17 protein-coding genes and 1 tRNA gene are annotated in these 18163 nt (G+C 51.0%); 11 read left to right on the forward strand and 7 right to left on the reverse strand.

The window, feature by feature from the left end; genetic code table 11:
• The first annotated feature begins 38 nt into the window (after positions 1-38).
• On the forward strand, positions 39-458 hold the full coding sequence (locus tag IMCC13023_RS01635; protein ID WP_007540577.1) for a type 2 periplasmic-binding domain-containing protein: 420 nt from the start codon (positions 39-41) through the stop codon (positions 456-458).
• Between the two features lie 118 nt (positions 459-576).
• Here the strand turns inward: IMCC13023_RS01635 and IMCC13023_RS06950 are convergent, their stop codons facing one another.
• Positions 577-1161, reverse strand: a complete 585-nt coding sequence (locus IMCC13023_RS06950) for a cytochrome b5 domain-containing protein (protein ID WP_007540579.1) — start codon at positions 1159-1161, stop codon at positions 577-579.
• Positions 1162-1293: 132 nt separating this feature from the next.
• Between IMCC13023_RS06950 and IMCC13023_RS01645 the strand changes: the two genes are divergently transcribed.
• Positions 1294-1366, forward strand: a tRNA-Arg gene (locus IMCC13023_RS01645).
• Positions 1367-1384: 18 nt separating this feature from the next.
• Here the strand turns inward: IMCC13023_RS01645 and IMCC13023_RS01650 are convergent.
• From IMCC13023_RS01650 to IMCC13023_RS01660, 3 genes are all read right to left on the reverse strand, one after another.
• Entirely contained in the window at positions 1385-2134 is a 750-nt protein-coding gene (locus IMCC13023_RS01650) for a hypothetical protein (RefSeq protein ID WP_162097421.1), read from the reverse strand.
• Between the two features lie 456 nt (positions 2135-2590).
• Positions 2591-4222, reverse strand: a complete 1632-nt coding sequence (locus tag IMCC13023_RS01655) for a sensor histidine kinase (RefSeq protein ID WP_007540583.1) — start codon at positions 4220-4222, stop codon at positions 2591-2593.
• The gene (locus tag IMCC13023_RS01660; RefSeq protein ID WP_007540585.1) at positions 4219-4857 is read right to left on the reverse strand and encodes a response regulator transcription factor; all 639 of its coding nucleotides are present in this window, start codon (positions 4855-4857) and stop codon (positions 4219-4221) included. Before IMCC13023_RS01660 ends, IMCC13023_RS01655 begins: the two co-directional genes overlap by 4 nt.
• A gap of 124 nt (positions 4858-4981) precedes the next feature.
• Here IMCC13023_RS01660 and IMCC13023_RS06955 point away from each other — a divergent pair, with 124 nt between their 5' ends.
• The gene (locus IMCC13023_RS06955; RefSeq protein WP_050816704.1) at positions 4982-8203 is read left to right on the forward strand and encodes a leucine-rich repeat domain-containing protein; all 3222 of its coding nucleotides are present in this window, start codon (positions 4982-4984) and stop codon (positions 8201-8203) included.
• A 524-nt stretch (positions 8204-8727) separates the two neighbouring features.
• Here IMCC13023_RS06955 and IMCC13023_RS01670 read toward each other — a convergent pair.
• On the reverse strand, positions 8728-9270 hold the full coding sequence (locus IMCC13023_RS01670; RefSeq protein WP_007540592.1) for a TetR/AcrR family transcriptional regulator: 543 nt from the start codon (positions 9268-9270) through the stop codon (positions 8728-8730).
• 141 nt (positions 9271-9411) lie between these two features.
• Between IMCC13023_RS01670 and IMCC13023_RS01675 the strand changes: the two genes are divergently transcribed.
• From IMCC13023_RS01675 to IMCC13023_RS01705, 7 genes are all read left to right on the forward strand, one after another.
• Positions 9412-9663, forward strand: coding sequence for a hypothetical protein (locus IMCC13023_RS01675; protein ID WP_157775952.1), 252 nt, complete (start codon positions 9412-9414; stop codon positions 9661-9663).
• Between the two features lie 17 nt (positions 9664-9680).
• Positions 9681-9902, forward strand: coding sequence for a glutaredoxin family protein (locus IMCC13023_RS01680; RefSeq protein WP_007540596.1), 222 nt, complete (start codon positions 9681-9683; stop codon positions 9900-9902).
• A 236-nt stretch (positions 9903-10138) separates the two neighbouring features.
• On the forward strand, positions 10139-10333 hold the full coding sequence (locus IMCC13023_RS07425; RefSeq protein ID WP_081478824.1) for a GDCCVxC domain-containing (seleno)protein: 195 nt from the start codon (positions 10139-10141) through the stop codon (positions 10331-10333).
• Between the two features lie 359 nt (positions 10334-10692).
• Positions 10693-11676, forward strand: a complete 984-nt coding sequence (locus IMCC13023_RS01690; RefSeq protein ID WP_157775953.1) for a sulfurtransferase — start codon at positions 10693-10695, stop codon at positions 11674-11676.
• A complete protein-coding gene (locus tag IMCC13023_RS01695; RefSeq protein WP_007540599.1) occupies positions 11676-12917 on the forward strand; it encodes a YeeE/YedE family protein in 1242 nt (413 codons plus the stop codon). Before IMCC13023_RS01690 ends, IMCC13023_RS01695 begins: the two co-directional genes overlap by 1 nt.
• Before the next feature lie 3 nt (positions 12918-12920).
• Positions 12921-13409 carry a TlpA family protein disulfide reductase gene (locus tag IMCC13023_RS01700; RefSeq protein WP_007540601.1) on the forward strand — a complete coding sequence of 163 codons (489 nt, stop codon included), beginning with the start codon at positions 12921-12923 and terminating at the stop codon, positions 13407-13409.
• Positions 13409-14269 (forward strand): cytochrome c biogenesis CcdA family protein, encoded by an 861-nt coding sequence (locus IMCC13023_RS01705; RefSeq protein WP_007540602.1) that lies wholly within the window; start codon positions 13409-13411, stop codon positions 14267-14269. Before IMCC13023_RS01700 ends, IMCC13023_RS01705 begins: the two co-directional genes overlap by 1 nt.
• A 60-nt stretch (positions 14270-14329) precedes the next feature.
• Here the strand turns inward: IMCC13023_RS01705 and IMCC13023_RS01710 are convergent, their stop codons facing one another.
• The gene (locus tag IMCC13023_RS01710) at positions 14330-15514 is read right to left on the reverse strand and encodes an FAD-binding domain-containing protein (protein WP_007540604.1); all 1185 of its coding nucleotides are present in this window, start codon (positions 15512-15514) and stop codon (positions 14330-14332) included.
• 97 nt (positions 15515-15611) lie between these two features.
• Here IMCC13023_RS01710 and pdxH point away from each other — a divergent pair, with 97 nt between their 5' ends.
• A complete protein-coding gene (gene pdxH / locus IMCC13023_RS01715) occupies positions 15612-16265 on the forward strand; it encodes a pyridoxamine 5'-phosphate oxidase (RefSeq protein ID WP_007540606.1) in 654 nt (217 codons plus the stop codon).
• Between the two features lie 10 nt (positions 16266-16275).
• On the opposite strand, the gene IMCC13023_RS01720 is transcribed toward pdxH, so the two are convergent.
• Complete coding sequence (locus tag IMCC13023_RS01720; RefSeq protein ID WP_249859681.1) at positions 16276-18084, reverse strand: ABC transporter ATP-binding protein; 1809 nt, start codon at positions 18082-18084, stop codon at positions 16276-16278.
• Between the last annotated feature and the right edge of the window lie 79 nt (positions 18085-18163).

The raw sequence follows: 18163 nt of genomic DNA on the forward strand, positions 1-18163 counted from the left end.
GCCTCTCAATTTCTATTTAAGGCACTAACTGTCAATTCGTGTTCTCGTTTTCTTTGCACTCTTTTGCAACCGCAGGCTCTCGACCCGCAGCGTTAGTTGGGTTGCTAGTTCCCGACAAAGGCCCAGGGCTCTTCGAGACCACTCAGGCTCTTTATGCTGACCTTGCAAGCGGTCGCATCAGCGTCGTAGTAGACACCTTCCCATCTGGACAGGCCGCATTGACGAACACACCTGTTGAGGGTGCCGTATTCAATGTTCCAGCTCCAGATGACCGCGTTGTCTCAACCACCAAGCCAGGGCAGACTAACTTCCCTGTGAACCTAAACAACCCTGGACTACAAGAAGCCATAAACGACAACCTAGACACACTTCGTGAGTCTGGCGTTTTGGGCGAAATTGCTGAAAAGTGGGGCTTCTCACCAACAGCCGTAGCCGAGACAGTACCGAACCTTCTATAGGTTGCTAAACCAGAAAGCCCCGGTGTAAACACCGGGGCTTTCTGTATGCCCTGACAAAAAACTGTGCGGGGCGAATCCTGAAGTAATTCTTGGCGCGGTTATCTAATCAATAATCGAATTAGCTGTCGACATCACCCAGTAGGTAGGCAGAAAGCGACGAGGCAGGGCCTGACTGCCCTCCATGCCTACCCTGAAAAACGGATGTGGCATCTGTACCGCAAATGCTCATAATTGCCCCAGCACCGCCCGGATGCCTTGAGATCCAGGCGGTTAGGTCATATGCCTTGCCTGAGATAGCAGCCCAGCAACTCGAGGTCGAGTTGTTCTTTGCAATGTTCGCCATTGAATACTTGGATTCGACTGGCTCCGGCTCTGGGGCAGGAGCCGGGTCTTGGGTTTGTGAGGGGGCTTGAGTTTCAACCGGTTCGGCTTTTTGGGTTGCTGGCGGAGCTTTGGTAGCGGATGGCTGCACTGACTGAGTGGTAGCTGGCGCGCTTTCTTCCGGCTCAGTTTCTGTTTCCAGCATCGAAGTTTCAGCTTCTTCTGCATCGAGCTCAGTCTCTGATTCTTCAGTGACCTCAGACGGTGACTCTGTCGCAACCTCGACTGGTTGGCTTTGGGTGCTCGAAATAGGGTCGCTGGTATCGACGGCTGTGCAACCGGTTAGAAGGCCGGCAACTAGTAGCAAACCAAGAAGTTTCATGGAACCAGTTTCTCCTTATCTAGTGCTGACAAAGTTAGATGGTTGAGGCGATTGCTTTTCCATTTATCCACTGATGAACTGAAACGCCCGTGTTTTTCTTCCCCGAAATAAGTTAGACTTTGGAACTTACCAGCGCTTGTGGCTCAACGGATAGAGCATCTGACTACGGATCAGAAGGTTGGGGGTTCGAGTCCCTCCAAGCGCACTGAAACCCAAGAAGCCTTCACAACTTCTTGGGCTTCTTCATTTCTGGGAGCGACAGCCTTCGCTTGTGGCTATTGCTACGGACTCTTTGGGATAGGGCCGAGACAAGTAAGCCAACAATTAAAGACAACACCAATCCGGCGATAGTCGACACGTGCACAATGCTTTGACCCATGAGTGCCTGCACGTAAGTGAATGCAATGAAAAGACCGTAACTCATTCCAAGCCCAGTAATGATCGCTAGACGCGCATACTGGCTTGCTATTGCAACCGAAACAATAAGAGCGAAGGCAGGCAGTACCTGCAAAGCATGTAATCCTAGGAAATGTGAGACGCGCAGGTCTCCCGCGATAGTTGACCAACCGAAGAAGGGCAGGCCAGTGCCGCCATCCGCTGCACCGACTGTATGGGCCCCCGCAATACCCGCCCAAGTTTCTGGTTGGATTTGCTGAGCCTGCGGGGGTGTCATAGTAAACGCAATACCCATGCCGGCTAGCCCAAGCCCAAGAGCCCATCGGACTGCCAGGCGTAAGTCTGCCGACATTCTCGGGGCATTCCACAAGCTAGCTCCCAAGATAAATGTGGCCCCCCAAACAGCCGAAATCGCCGTGGCCATCACTGACCACATGACTATGTGAAAGGGTGTGGACACATTGAAGTGACTGGTTGTGCCAAGGGCTGCAAGCCCAATAATCACTACTAATTCCACAACCAGCAGCGCGCCAATGAGGTTGCCCATCCAACGTGCAAGTTTCTGTTGTTTATCCACATAGCCATAAAGCCAGGAGAACGTTGCAGAGTAGAGAGTCGAGGAGATTAGGAACTTGAGAGGTTTCTCCCACAGGGGCACCCCAAGAAGTTCTCGCGGGTCAGCGGCATACAACACGAGCACTATAAGAGTGCAAACAAGGCTCAGTGCTGCCGTCCAATTCAAGCCGCGATGGGCGAACAAGTTTTGCCACCGCACTACATCTATCGCGTTCACATCACAAGGCTATCAAGGGTCCTCGCTCAGGCTCTCTCTGAAAACCCTTGTTTAGCCCCTGTTGAATAACTTGTTATTCACGCAGTCGCAGCTTAGAAAGGCGGGGGCTCGATGCCCTCCATGCGCAATCAATCTCGGGATGCACTTCACGGCATCTTGGGTTATTTGTTCTCGTTAGGTTTTGCTGTGAGTTTTTGGCTTTGGGCTTCATGCCGATACTTGGGTTCGCGCAGTGCCTTGCTAAAGATCAATAATCGATCTGGTGCCAGTCGCAGTCTCAACTAGTTCTGGGGGATTGAGTGAGATTGAATTTAGCCAAGATGCGCCGATTCCATTAGTGGGTGTCGCAGACAGTCGCCCATTGGTTTCGATTATGAGCTGGTCGGCATTGCTCGGGGCAAAGTGGAATGTGATTTTGGTGGCTTGCAGGTGCCTAACAGAGTTCGAAATTGATTCTTCAATCACCTGAACGAGCAAGGGGGCCATCGAGTGTCGGCTGAAAGTCTCGGGGCTGAAGTTTATCTCCACGTCAGCTATCCCGCGCCATGCAGCAATTGAACCAAAGGCTCTTGACGCCGGGTCAAGCGTGGAGTTTTCAAAGTCTTCGCTGACAGACTTGTTGATCCAAGCCCCCAGCTGTTCCCAGGCAGCCTTGGCGTCGGTTGGGTTTTGGGATTCCGAGGCGGCCTGCAGCTGCAGAGAGAGAACTGTCAATTCGGATTGCAGTGAGTTGTGAATGAATCCTGCAAGATTTTCATCACCAGTCACGGGAGCGCTAGCATTTTGTTTCTCTAGTTCCTCAACAAGTGCCACCCTGCTCTTGCGCAAGACAGCCAGGCTGGCATCAAAGACGATCGTGACGCCCAGCCAAAGCGGAGCGACAAGGGTAAACGGGTTCATGGGGAACAAGGCAGACGTGTAGCCAGCCAATTGCACCAGTAGGTCGTCCACGAAAATCGGAATGGTTGAAATTGCAACCAGAAAGACAATGTTGAATAGTGCGGCCCTGGAAGGAGCTCGATCTTGGTTTTTTGGCCGGAAGGCAATCGAAAATAGGGCGACGAGAGGAAGGACGAGGCTGGCTAGCAATACCCGCTCGATGCTAAAGACAGAAATTAGGCCTAATAAAAACATGGCCTCGATCGCAAGGACTCGCCCAAGCGAGTAGTCCAGGTCAATGATTGCCTGTTTCGAAACCTCGGAGAACCTTGCCTTAGGAGCACTTACTCTGCTGTCCATCCAGATTTTGTGGCTCATCGGCCTGACGAATTGTTCAGACTCGGTGCGAACGGCCTTAGCCGCCATGCTGAGATTATCTGCGGTTGCATCCCGTCCATTTACTAACTTCCCAAGTGACTGCAGGACGCGAGTGAGTTCGTCCATTGCCAGCTGGTTTGGGGTTGCCGGTGAAAGTGGATCAATATTTCTAGGAGCGCCGGCTGCAACTTGGTTTCTGAGTGCCCTATATTTGGTATTGAAGGCCGCACCCTCATGAACTAGGTAGGTCGCGGCACTAAACCAAAAGCCAGTAAATAGTGCGGAGCTCAAAAGTCGACTGGCCATATCCACGGGATCGACAAGCCCGAAAGGTCCGTCGAAGATAACCATCAAAACCCCCCGAACGCTGCCGATAAACAGCCCAAAGACAGCAAGCTGTATTAATGACAATCGGTGACCGGTCAGCGCAAGCATTTTTATCGCAACGAGGGTAACTAGCCCTAGTACTCCGACCTGCAACACACCAAACCCAATGCCGGTTGGGATTTCCGCAGCGCTTGGCACGTAGGCAAGAGGCGTTGCAAGTATCGGCATGATTGCAAATAGCAGGAAGCCTCGAAGGCTTAGGTCGACCCTTATTGATAACCAGGTCACTGTGTCTCCGGAAGCTGCTGTCCGGTGCGATGCGAGAACTCTCTAACCAGTTGAACCCGAAGGTTGATGGTTGGGTCCAGTTCAATGTCTAATTGCGAAGCGATTCTTTTTATTACGTGCTCAACGGCGCTTTCAGAAACATCAAGGGTTTCGGCAATTTTTGAATTCTTCATACCTTGGGAAACTAGGCGCCAGACACGCATTTGATTATCCGTGAGAGTGCGTTCGTCAACCTGGTCTCGTTTGATTGACAGTGGCGCGTGCTTGGATCGCAAAATAGCCGTCACTATCTCACGAACTCCTGAAATCTTCGATTTTGTTAGATATATGGACCCGGCTGGAAGCTCGGATTGAGACTCCAACAGACGAGGATCTGAAAAGCTGGTGAGAAAAATTAGGCCAATCTGCGGGTTTATTGCTCGCAGCGAGACGGCAATGTCAATGCCGGTGGGGCCAGGACCTAGGTATAGGTCCAACACAGCCACATCAACCAGTTCATTCTTTACCGCTTCAATTGCCTCCCCAGCCCGTGATGTGGCGACAACCACGTGCAAACCGGCTGATTCAAAGGAGACCAAAGACAAAGAGCGCAGGTAGCTGTCGTCTTCGACTATCAGAACGTTTGCTAGGGACATAGCTTTAGTATCGGCCGTTTTTTGACAAATCGCACCTTGAACGTGGGGTAAACCTCCACCTAATTGTTTATTCAGTCAGTTGAGCCCTAAATTCGCATTAATTAGTTACTTAAAGGGAGCTCTTATGTTGCTGAAATCGAAGAAATTGTCACTAATCGCTGTGCTGGCCTTACTGGGCGCAACCCTAGTTGCACCGCCAGCGTGGGCTGCTAATATCGTGCCCTGCTCAGCCGGCGGCTCGTTCGAGATCATCGGTGATGGGGTCTATCGTGGCACTAGTTGTGCGGGGCATGCAGAGATCCCGAACGGCATAACTAACATCGCCTCGTTCCTAAATGCCAAATCGTTAACCTCAATAACCTTCCCAAACAGCCTTAGAACAATCGAATCCTTTGCCTTCGATCGAGCTGGTCTCGAGACAGTAACTTTTGCAGCTGGAAGTTCTCTAAAATCAATTGGCGCGTTTGCCTTCGACCGCACCGCTCTACGATCAATAACCATCCCAAGCAGCGTGACTTCAATCGGGAACTATGCGTTCACTAGATCAACTTCTCTTAAAACAGTAACTTTCGCAGGCAATGCACCAGGGACTGTTGGCACTGAAGTCTTCTCTCAGGTTTCTGCTGATGCAGTTGTGAACATTGGTGGTAGTGCCGAAGGGTTCGGTTCGGGGACTACGTGGAAGGGCCTAACGCTTGTTAGAGGCTTCGCACAGGGGCCTATTGACTGCAGCATAAGAGGCACGTTCACGGTCACGGAAAATGTGGTTACCGGAAACTCAAGTTGCGAAGGGGCGGCAGTAATCCCGGAAACCGTCACTTCGATCGGAAGAAATGCGTTCGATGACGCCATCTTTCTGACCTCAATAACCATCCCAAACAGCGTCACTTCAATCGAAGAATCGGCGTTTGCAGGAGCCGTGAGGTTAGTAACGGTAACCATCCCAAACAGCGTCACTTCAATCGAAAAATATGCGTTCTACCGCAACGCGGGTCTTAAGACAGTAACTTTCGCAGCTGGAAGTGCTCTACGATCAATCGGCGCCGGTGCGTTTTATCGCGCCGATTCGTTGACATCAATAACCATCCCAGGCCGCGTCACTTCAATCGAAGCCCGGGCGTTCATGTTGTCCCCTTTTCTTGCGACAGTAACTTTCGCAGCTGGAAGTGCTCTACGATCAATTGGCGCTGGTGCGTTCGAATGGACAAACTTGGATTCGATAACCATCCCAAACAGCGTCACCTCAATCGGGAACTATGCGTTCTACAACAACTCGTCTCTTAACACAGTAACTTTCGCAGCTGGAAGTGCTCTACGATCAATTGGCGCTGGTGCGTTCGAAAACGCCACCAAACTTGGGTCAATAACCATCCCAAACAGCGTCACCTCAATCGGGAACTATGCGTTCGAAGACTCCACCTCACTAACCTCGGTTACCTTTGAGACTGGCAGTGAGCTGAAGTCAATCGGAAAAGCTGCGTTCTACGGCGTCACCAAACTAGGATCAATAATCATCCCAAACAGCGTGACTTCAATCGGCGACTTTGCGTTCTACAAAGCCACCTCACTAACCTCGCTTACCTTTGAGACTGGCAGTGAGCTGAAGTCAATCGGCATGCGTGCGTTCGAAAACGCCACCAAACTCGGGTCAATAACCATCCCAAACAGCGTCACCTCAATCGGGAACTATGCGTTCAAAAACGCCACCTCACTAACCTCGGTTACCTTTGAGACTGGCAGTGAGCTGAAGTCAATCGGACAAGAAGCGTTCTACGGCGTCACCAAACTTGGGTCAATAACCATCCCAAACAGCGTGACTTCAATCGGACAAGAAGCGTTCAAAAACTGCACCTCACTAACCTCGGTGACCTTTGAAGGGAAAGCACCAACGACTGTTGGCACTGACGCCTTCAGTTCAGTAGGCAATGATGCGGTGGCGAACATTGGTTCTGCTGCCACCGGCTTCGGCGAAGCGACCACATGGAACGGCCTAACAATTGTTCAAGCTGCAGAAATCAGTTCTGTGGACTGTAGCGCGGGCGGCTCGTTCACAATCACGGACAATGTGGTTACTGGAAGCACAGACTGCGCGGGGACAGCAATAATCCCGAACAGCGTCACTTCAATCGGCAACTTTGCTTTCTCCAACGCCACCGCACTAACTTCGGTGACCTTTGAGGCCGGCAGTGTGCTCACTTCAATCGGCGACGCTGCGTTCGTAAACGCCACCTCACTAACCTCAATAACCATCCCGGACAGCGTCATTTCAATCGGCGACGCTGCGTTCGTAAACGCCACCTCACTAACCTCAATAACCATCCCGGACAGCGTCATTTCAATCGGCGTAGGTGCGTTCTCCGGCGCCACCTCACTAACCTCAATAACCATCCCGGACAGCGTCACTTCAATCGGCGAAGAAGCGTTCGAAAACGCCACGTCACTGGCCTCCGTGACCTTTGAGGGCAATGCACCGGGGTCTGTTGGCAGCAGAGCCTTCGGCAATGTAGGTGCTGATGCGGTGGCGAACATTGGTTCTGCTGCCACCGGCTTCGGCGAAGCGACCACATGGAACGGCCTAACAATTGTTAGAGCCGAAGACACGACTCTTCCAACAGTTACTCCGGTCACCGGAGAAACCAATGCCGGTGCAACTCTGGTGATCAAGGGTACGAACATGGATCGAATTACTGAAGTAAAAATTGGAGGCACAGTCGCTCCGATCACTGCCAGGACCACAACCTCCGTTACGGTCACCGTGCCTGCGGGCCTAGCCGTTGGAGACTACACAATTTCGCTTACAACAGATGAAGCGACTTTGCTGGCCGGAGGTGTGGCCAAAGTTGTGGCCTTGGCTCCTCCAACAGCTACTCCTGTATCTGGAGACACCAATGCAGGTGCAACTCTGGTGATCAAAGGTACGAACATGGATCGAATTACTGAAGTAAAAATTGGAGGCACAGTCGCTCCGATCACTGCCAGGACCACAACCTCCGTTACTGTCACCGTGCCTGCGGGCCTAGCCGTTGGAGACTACACAATTTCGCTTACGACGGATGACGCGACTTTGCTGGCTGGAGGTGTGGCCCAAGTTGTTGCCGGTGAGGTCAAGGCTGCTACAAACCAAAAAGTAAATGCAGGATCCTTCAATACTTATGTTGCTGTTTATGCCAAGGGCTACAAAGGGCAAACACTGGTTTGGAAGATCGCTGGTAAGTGGTTCAGTACTATTCTCACCGAGGACTACCAGGTGTTCCAAAGAAAGACAATCGCAGTTGGATTGGAAGTCAAAGTTGACCTATTTATTGACGGAGAGAGACTGCTAGCAAAGAAGGTGCTCACCAGGTAGTTAGCTTCGGCAGACAGTCCGCGCAACAGGCGGTCGGAAGTTCGACCTCTTTCAAGTGCAAAGAAACCCAAGATGTCTTTCACGACATCTTGGGTTTCTTCATTTCCTCTATTTGTCGGTGATGTCAGCTCTTGGCAACAACTTTTGGTAACAGTGAGCTCGCCGATAAGTGGCTAGTTGTCTTGGAGCTTCTCAACTGCATTCCGTTTAGATTCCGTTCAACGGGCGGAAAGGGGCAGGAATGGGCATATCTGCACAGGGTGACTTGACCAATAAAATACTGGGATACAGTGCCACTGGCCCTCCATTTAGACGTACTGCAACATAACTACGGATCAGAAGGTTGGGGGTTCGAGTCCCTCCAAGCACACTGAAACCAAAGAAGCCTTCACAACTTCTTGGGCTTCTAAATATATTTGGTATTCGCCTCACCGGGCTTTGGGCTCATTAGGGCAATGGGAACTAGGGGCCATGACCGAGTGGTTTGTATCTCGAGAGCGTCCTAGAACCACTGGCTAGATGGCCTAATGTCCAGGGCCCGCGATTAATCTTGCTAGTTCGATAGCGCTTTCTACGGACGCCTCGCTTGGGCTCAGTTTGCAATTAAGGAATGCTCCGTCATAAACGAGCATCAACTTTGAAACCTTTTTTTGGTCACCCTTTACTGAGGATGCGAAATAGTTCATGATCAGTCCACGGTAGAGATCGACCTCATCACGAACCGCCTTGGATTCAGGCATTTCTACAAGTGCATTGGAAAATGGGCAACCATAGAATTCGCCATTTTCTAAAGTCAGTTTGAGCAGTGAAAACGGTGCTTCAACGGACTTCTTCGCTTCTGGGTCGAGTTGCTCAAGGGCTTCGGCAAATTGTTCACGAATTCTGCGCAAGTAAGTCACGACAATTTCCTCTTTGCTCGCAAAGTTGTTGTACATGGTCGCCTTGGCTACGCCAGCATCAGCGATAATTCGATCGATTCCAGTGTTATTTATGCCGCGTTTATAAAACAGAGCGGAGGCCGTATTCAGGATGCGGTTTTTGGCAGAAACAATCGACTTATTTTCCATTGCTTGACATTACCAGACAAGTCTGTATGGTAGACGCAGTAGACAGACCTGTCTATCAGCAAAGGAAGCAAAAATGTCGATCAAAAATAAGCTCACAGCTGGCCTATTTGGAGAATCTTAGGCCTAGTTATTCATTTGATGATGTCGATTGCAACACGCATTGGTTTTATTCTGGTTATCGGAAACGTAGCCTTCAAATCCAATGGCGCGACCGTTCTATGGAGCATGGCTTACGCCGTTGCTTGGTGGGTAATGGGAGTGCTAATCGCCATGCCATTGATGTTTGGTCAGGTGCTGTTTGCCCTTGACGCCACGACGCTTTTGTCCCTAATGGGCCACGTTATTTACGGCCTAATTATGGCCTTTGTTGCAAAAAAGATAATCACTAAATAGAAAGAGAAGGAAGAAAAATGGTTACTGTTTACAGCCAGCCTGGCTGCAGTTCATGCGAGGCAACTAAGGCATATTTGGTTACAAATCACGTCAAATTTACTGACAAAAATATTCGCGAGGATGCTGAAGGTCGTCGTGAGTTTGACGCCCTTGGCTATCAAGGGACTCCTGTCGTTGTTGCCGGAGACGAGCACTGGACCGGGCATGACCCAGTCAAGCTAGCGTCGCTAATTAGCTAGCAGAATTGGAATATGCTTGGGTAGAAGCCCCACTTCGACTGTTGCAGCACCATTGCTCAAGATCCTGTTGCGTGACTGTGGCCCCGGCTTCGCAAAAAGACCCCACTCGAGCGGTTTTCAATTGAGAACCGAAGGTCGTAACCTCAAGCGCCGAATCAACCGAGTCACCAGACACTAGTGACTCGGTTGCGGTGTTTCTCGCGTAAGCGATTGTTGACTCTTGAAAGAGTGTATAGATGGAGCTATTCAGCGAGTTAACCTGCCCCAACTGTGGTCAGATAGAAACTCATGAGATGCCAACACAGTGGTGCCAACACGCCTGGATCTGTGTTTCTTGCTCCTTTAGAGTCACCCCTAAGACCGGGGACTGTTGTGTTTACTGCTCATATGGTTCCGTAATTTGTCCTGTAAGACAACAAGAGCAGAGCTGACCTGCACTCAAAGATGTGGCGTGCCGGCTAACGACAACTTTGTAGATCGCAGACGGGTGTTTCGTGATTGTTGCTAGTGACCTACCGGCGCTCTCCATCACCTGCAATAACAGCAGTTCCTTGGCCTCGGCAGGGGGATACGGTGAAATATCCATACTTGACAGTGGCAGACAGACCTGTATAGTTTTTAGTAGACAGAGCGGTCTCTTGAGTCACAACTACAGGCACTGCTGTGAAGAGCGGTCATAAGAAAACGGGTGAATGTTGCCGTTTGTTACTCGCTCACTTTGACCTTGCGACAGCAGACCTTAGCTTTGATTTATCTCATTCAGACAACCAACAGAGGAACAGGAATATCCATGATCAAAGGCATTAGAAAATTCTCGACTATCGGTGCAGCTTCTCTGTTGGCAGTGTCCCTAGTTGGCTGCGCGGAAGCAGGCTCTGGCCCAGATTCGTCCGGAAATAAAGTTGAAGCAGAGGCTGCTCTATTTGATCCCGGAGTTACCACCGTGACCACAACTGAGGGATTGGTTTCAACCGACTGGCTAGAGCAAAACCTTGATGATCCAGACTTGGTGGTCCTTCAAATTGCTAACGAAGAGGGGCTATACGAGCGCGGCCACATTCCTGAAGCTCAAAAGCTCGACTGGTACTCGGGTCTCACCGGCGGTGAGAGCAGAGGAATCATCGACGCAGCAAGCTTCCAAGCAATTACGTCATCGCTAGGAATCAATCAGGATTCAAAGGTCATTGTCTATGGCGAAACCCATCAGCTGTTTGCGACTTGGGCAGTCTGGGTGCTCAAGATTTATGGCTTCAATAATGTTCGACTCTTGGATGGCGGATGGTCAAAGTGGCAGGCAGAGGGCAAGCAGGTCTCCCTCGCACAACCAACTGTTGAACTAGGTGACTTTGTGCCAACCGAAGCAAATCTTGAACTTAGGGCCTTCATCGAAGAGGTGGTTGCAACGGCTTCGGCTGGACCAGACACCAACTCCATCATTGTGGATAACCGCTCTCTCGAGTCCTACGTTGGCGAGGAGACCTCTGGCGCCAAGTTTGATGGCCACGTGGCCTCAGCGGAGAACTTGTTCTCCTTTGCTCTTTTCAACGAAGACGTTAGCTACCTTCAACCGGCAGAGATTGCCGCTGCATACCAAGCAATTGGTGCGACAGCCGACAAGGAGGTCATTCTCTATTGCGGCACCGGACTGTTGGCAAGTGCTTCATGGTTCGCGCTTACCCAGATTCTTGGTTATGAAGATGTCAAAAACTATGACGGCTCGTGGACAGAGTATGGCAACGCCGAGAACGTTCCAATCGAGAATGCTGTTTCCTAATGTCACAATTTGTGATGCCAAACCCGCCCTCGGGCGAAACCGCCCAGGAGCGGGTTTGGACTACAGCGGATAGCATCCGTTCCGCTGTTGCACTGGCTCTGATAGCTGGGCTGATTCTTTTGGCCAACTACATAGGTGAGCTGGAAGACTTTGGATCCGATGCTTCGGTGTCGCTCCTAATGGGTTTGGCCTTGGGTGTTGCATTTGAACGAGGTAGGTTCTGTTTTTTCTGCATCTGGCGAGATGCTATTGATCGCAACTACAACTCTGGCTTGACCTCGATCTACACTGCGCTTGCAGTTGGATCAATCGGCTACACGGTCCTGTTTGCCCTTTTCACTCCAAATCCGGAGGGAACATTGCCACCAGCAGCTCACATTGCACCGGTTGGTTGGCCACTGGTGCTGGCTGCATTTGTGTTCGGCATCGGTATGGCTTTGTCTGGAGCTTGCATCTCGGGACACATCTATCGGTTAGCAGAAGGCTCCCTCAGAGCAATCACCGGTCTGGTCGGGACAGTGATTGGTTTCATGGTGGCTTTTGTTACCTGGAACCCCCTCTATGAAGCCGGGATTCAAGATGCGCCAACAATCTGGTTACCAAACTACTTTGGCTACACCGGATCGCTTCTGATCACACTTGCGGTTCTGTTGGGCCTCACCATCTTTGCCCTAAAGCGCTCCGATCCAAAAGAGCAAAAGCGAATTGCACAACCAACAACTAATCTGGCGCAATTGCGTGAAAATCTGGTTCGAAAAAGGTGGTCACCCTGGCTTACCGGAACCATTGTCGGATCAGTTGGGGTTGTTGCCTATCTTCGAGTTGAGCCGCTGGGCACGACAAGACAGCTGAATTCCTGGTCTCAAGACCTGGCGGGTTCGCTCGGCATCAAGCCGGAGTCTCTGGCTGGCATGGACACCTTGGCAGGTTGCATTGGCGTTATCGGTGAGGTCGTCACCAATAACGGCTGGATAATCCTTGGGCTATTTGTGGCAGCACTTGCCTCGGCAATCAGCGGCAATCGCTTTAAGTTCGAATCCATCAATGTAAAAAATGGAGCCACTGCCCTTCTCGGTGGAGTGATGCTCGGCTGGGGAGCATTCACGGCCCTTGGCTGCACCGTCGGAGTTTTGCTATCTGGCATTCAGGGCTTCGCACTTTCGGGCTGGGTGTTCTTTTTGTTTAGCTTCTTGGGAGTCTTTGTGGGCATCAAACTAAAGCTGAACAAGATCGGACAGTAGAACATGAAAAAGGCATTCCCTGCTGCAATTCTGTTGCTGATTCTTGGACTTACCGGCTGCGCCAGCGCGTCGGGGGAGTCTGGGTATCAGCCCCAGCTTGAATTTGAAGCGCAGACTGTGGCGGGTGAGAAATTCGCATCAAGCTCTTTTTCCGGCAAAGACACCCTGATCTGGTTTTGGACTCCGTGGTGCGCGATCTGTGCTCAGGAATCTGCTGACATCAAAGAGCTTCAGACGGCAAATCCTGAGGTTCAATTCATCGGGATTGCCGGCTATGGCACCCGTGGTGAAATGCAGGACTTCGTTGAGCGCACCGGTACCGACCAGCTAGTGCATCTGGCGGACACCAACGGTGAGTTGTGGGCGAACTTTCAAGTACCTCTGCAGCCCTCGATTGTGGTTCTGAATCAAGATGGAGCAGCTCAGCTTCACATAGGACCCGCAACCAGAGAAGTAGCTCAACAGCTACTAGATAGCATTTTGGAAAACTAATGCAGTCGCTGCTGGCCATCTCCTTATTAGCCGGCATGCTGGCCGCGTTCAACCCTTGCGGGTTTGCGATGCTGCCTGCCTACCTTGGGGTGCAAATCCTCAAGCAAACAACCGATGAAAAAGGTAACTACCTTCGGGCTCTGAAATTTAGCTTCGGCATGGGCGCAGGGTTACTTTTGACTTTCACCGCCTTCGGGCTATTAGTCATCCCATTTGCAAGCTCCATTGAGGCCTACCTGCCCTGGGTCACGTTGGCGGTTGCGCTGCTACTAGCAGTTACTGGAGTAGCAATTCTTGCTGGTAAGTCGGTGGGGTTGACCAAGCTGTTTCGGCCTTCAATTGCACCGAAGTCAAGCCTGCTCTCGCAGGTTGGCTATGGCGTCACATATGCTCTGGCATCGCTGTCCTGCACCATCGGACCATTCTTAGCCGTCACTGCGACGGCAATCAGGTCAAGCTCCTGGGTCGAAATCCTCATTACATTCGCGGCCTATGGGTTTGGAATGAGTGCCATGGTCTTGTTGCTTGCTCTTCTTACGGCCTCATCGAGCCAAAAGGCCATCGCCTGGTTAAGGCGCAAAGGGAAACTACTGGAGCAGCTGATTGCCGGTTTCCTGATTGTGGTTGCGATCTACTTATTTGCTTACGGCGTCTTTGAGCTGCAGGTGGCAGCCGGCAACCTGCAGCCAAACGTCGTTATCTCAACGGCCATAGATCTGCAGAGCTATGTCAGCAGGTTTGTCTATGGAGTTGGGCCATTCTGGGTAATTGTTGGGGTTGTTCTACTCTCGGCATTCACGGTTTGGGGATTCCGAAAGTCAAATAGGTCTGGTCCTAAGTCAGAATTACCAACGAAGTAGTCAGGTTGGGTTGATGGTTCGACTAGAGCTTGGGGCAGTCATATCGAACGAACTCGCGATTTAGCGCAGTTTCCCCCGCCAGGCGCTGAATGATTTTACCGAGCCTGAGTGTGGGAGTTTTAGCCAAGGGTATGGGTGGACCTCGGCAAGGGTTTGGAATTTCCCAAAACTTGGAACTGGTGCGTGAGTAACCGCGACTTTATTTGCTTTAGCGAATTCAACTGGGTCACCAAGATAAACCGATAAGTCTCTTCTGGTAGCTAGATCTTGAAGTGTCTCCAGGTAAAAATAGATGCGCTTAGAAGAGAGCTGCAATTTGGCTAGCGCTTGCTCGTTGAAGACGAAAGCCACTGGAAGATCTGGGTTAGCAGCCATTGCTGGATCACTATCTCCCAAGGATTCAATCGTGAGTAGCACTAGGTCGGGTTTGTTGACTTGAACCGGAACACGCGGGCCGGTTGTTATTTCAGGGCTTGGGTCAAAGCTAAGCAAGGGATCAGTGGCTACCGGAGACAGCTCGCGATCGGCCGGAAACTTCTCTATTGGGCAGGCGGATTTCAGAGCGCAGGAGCCGCAGAGTTCTGGCGCACGCTTCTGGACTTGCCAGCGGGCAAAGCCGTAGGGCTTTCCGTTTCCGGAACCCACGGTCCACTGCCACCCAAGCAAGTTCGCAGCTCTGGAGCCATCAATTAGTTCTTGGTGCATGCGCTCTTGTCCGTGAAGCCAACCCTTGCCGTTGCGCACACTCCAGTGAGAGGCCAACCACATTCTGGTTTGGTTCACTAACCAACCATCTTGATGTAGCTCATCGAGCGCAAAGTCCACGCAAGCCATTCCTTCGGGCCAACCATCGCCCGGGGCATCCCAGGTTTGTTCAAACCTCAAATTGCTAAATAGCTTCTTGCCGATGCGTGCGTAGAGATGCCGGGCGTATTCCTGCCATAACAGCTCGTCTCGATACTTATCTCTGTCATACTGCGGTGCTTTGCCGGCCACATCCCAAAGCGTCGAGAGCGAAATAATGTTGTGACGAACATAGGGAGACATAACCGTTGCGCCCCGGCTGTCTAACGGCAGCACCTCAGAGCGATCTTTGGCATAGCCACGTAGTTGAAGATTTGAGAGCGCCAAATTAGCTGCTGTCTGGCCACCTGGAATCGAACTTCTTCCACCGCCAGAATGCAATCCAGTAAAGACTTCACCTACTAGCTGTTCGGCATCGGTGGTGATATCAAATTGCTTCAATTGGGCCAAACTCCTCTAGTTTGAGTGACATAAGTTTATGCGGGAGTGCTTCAGTATTTTGAGAAACAGCCTGAGATAAAGCGCTTATTCTTGTTTCATGGACTCTCTCGACCGACACGAAGACTATGGCAAAGAAGCACTAGACGAAACTGACTTATTGGCTGACCCAATCGAGCAGTTCAAGATCTGGCTCGTTGATGCCGAGGCTGAAAAAATTTATGAGCCAAACGCATTTGTGCTTGGCACCATCAATGAGCAGAACACGCCGAGTGCCAGAACCGTGTTGCTAAAAGGTGTTGATGAGCACGGGTTTTTCTTCTTCACTAATTTTGATTCGCGCAAAGGCCAAGCCATTGATAAAAACCCTGCGGTGAGCGGGGTATTTGGCTGGTACTCAATGTATCGACAGGTTCTAGTAGAGGGTGTTGCCAAGACCGTGCCGGGTCAAGATTCGGATGAGTATTTCCACTCTCGACCACAAGAGTCTCAAGTGGCCGCATGGTCCAGTCAGCAATCACAACCAATCGAAAACCGCGATGCACTCGATGCGCAGTTCCATGCTGCGCTAGAGCGATTCAAGGAAGACGAAGTGCCGAGACCTGATTACTGGGGTGGCTATCGCATTGTTCCGACCAGGATCGAATTCTGGAAGGGGCGCTCAAACCGAATGCACGATCGAATCGCTTTTTCAAGAACTATCGATAAAGCTGGCATACCTAGTCAGTGGCAGATTCAGCGCCTACAGCCCTAGGAGTATCTGACTAAGCGTTCTTGAACTGCTCGTTGACTAATTTCGAGTAGAGACCATTGTTCTTTAGTAGCTCGGTGTGAGTTCCGCGCTCAACTACTTCACCTCCGCTAATAACAAAGATGACATCGGCATTGATTACGGTCGAAAGCCGGTGAGCAATTGCAATGGTGGTTCGGTTGCGGGTAACAGCATCCAGGGTCTCCTGAACAATGCGCTCGCTTTGGGTGTCCATTGAGCTTGTGGCTTCATCGAGAATCAAAACCGGTGGGTCTTTTAGCAGCACTCGTGCAATTGCAATTCGCTGCTTCTCACCGCCGCTTAGTCGGTAACCACGCTCACCGACCACGGTTTCGTAGCCTTCCGGGAAGCTAGAAATAGTCTCGTGAATGTTTGCGGCCTTGGCCGCAGTAATAATCTCCTCTGTGGTTGCATCGGGTTTGGCATAGGCCAGGTTCTCCCGAATGGTTGCGTGAAAAAGATAGGTCTCTTGGTTCACAATTCCAACCTGATCAATCAAGTCGGTTTGCGCAAGATCTCGCACATCAACTCCTGCAAACAACACCTGACCCTCGCTGGCGGCATAGAGCCTAGGAATCAAGTAGCTGATCGTAGTTTTACCAGAACCCGAAGGCCCCACTAGAGCTGCATACTGACCCTTTTGAACCTTGATGCTTACCTTCTTTAGAGTCGCCACCTCATTATCAGAGCCCGGATAGCTAAATGTGACATCGCGAAGCTCCACAGACCCAAGGTTCTCAGGATTTAGTTTTTCTGGATTTTTTGGGTCGTTGATGGCTGGAGTCAGATCGATATATTCAAAGATTCTTGCAAACAAGGCCTCGCTGGTTTGTAGGTCCAGCACCACTCGCATCAGTCCAATCAATGGAAAGAGCAATCTTGCCTGAACGGTGGTGAAAGCCACCACGGTTCCAATCGACACCACGCTACCCTCGGTTATCAACCAACCGGCAACTAGATAAATGATTGCCGGAATAGCGGAGAAGAAAATCTGGACCATGGCAAAAAACCACTGGCCGCTCATGGTCTGTCGAACCTGCAGGCCAATCTGCACTTTATTTTCAGCCGCGTAGCGATCGACTTCTATTTGCTGGCGACCAAAACTCTTTGCCAGCAAGATTCCGCTAACCCCAAGCGACTCTTGGGTAATGGCTGTCATTTCACTTAAAGATTCTTGAGTCTTACCGGCAATCTTTGCCCGCACTTGACCCACTCGGCGCTGGGCAATCACCATCAAAGGCATTATCACTGCGGCAACTAAGGTCAGCTGCCAACTAAGTAGCAGCATCGCCACGAAGGCGGCTATCACGGTCACGGTATTGCCCAGCACGCTAGAAACAGTGTTGCTCAAAACGTTTGCCACGCCACCAACGTCGTTTTGCAAACGCGACTGGATGGTTCCAGTTTTAGTCATGGTGAAAAAAGCTAACTCCATGGACTGCAGGTGTGAGAAGAGCCGATCACGAAGCTGCCCCATAACCTCGTTACCAACCCTGGCTGTTAGGTAGGTCTGCCAAACACCTATGGCTGCCGCAGCAATAAAGATGACAATCATCAGGCTCACCAATTGAGCAAGCACCGTCATATTTGGTGGCCCAGCCGGTGGAAAGAGGCCTTCGTTAAACGTGCGCTCAATCAGTAGCGGTGGGATAACAGAGAGGCCGGCGCCAAGTAGAACCAAAACGATTGTGCCGATTAGTGCCCCACGGTGGTTAGTAAACAACTCTGCAATGCGACCAAGCAAATTTTCAACCTTGGGTGCCGCAGCGTTTTCCGCTTTACGCTTTTCGGTGTCAACCATAAAGCCCCCTGGGCCAGAAGTTTTTTTCATGAAACAAGAGTACTTCAGCCTCGCAGCGAGTATTTTGCCGGAAAGCTGA

It is taken from the genome of Candidatus Aquiluna sp. IMCC13023 (genome assembly GCF_000257665.1).
Classification (GTDB): Bacteria; Actinomycetota; Actinomycetes; order Actinomycetales; family Microbacteriaceae; genus Aquiluna.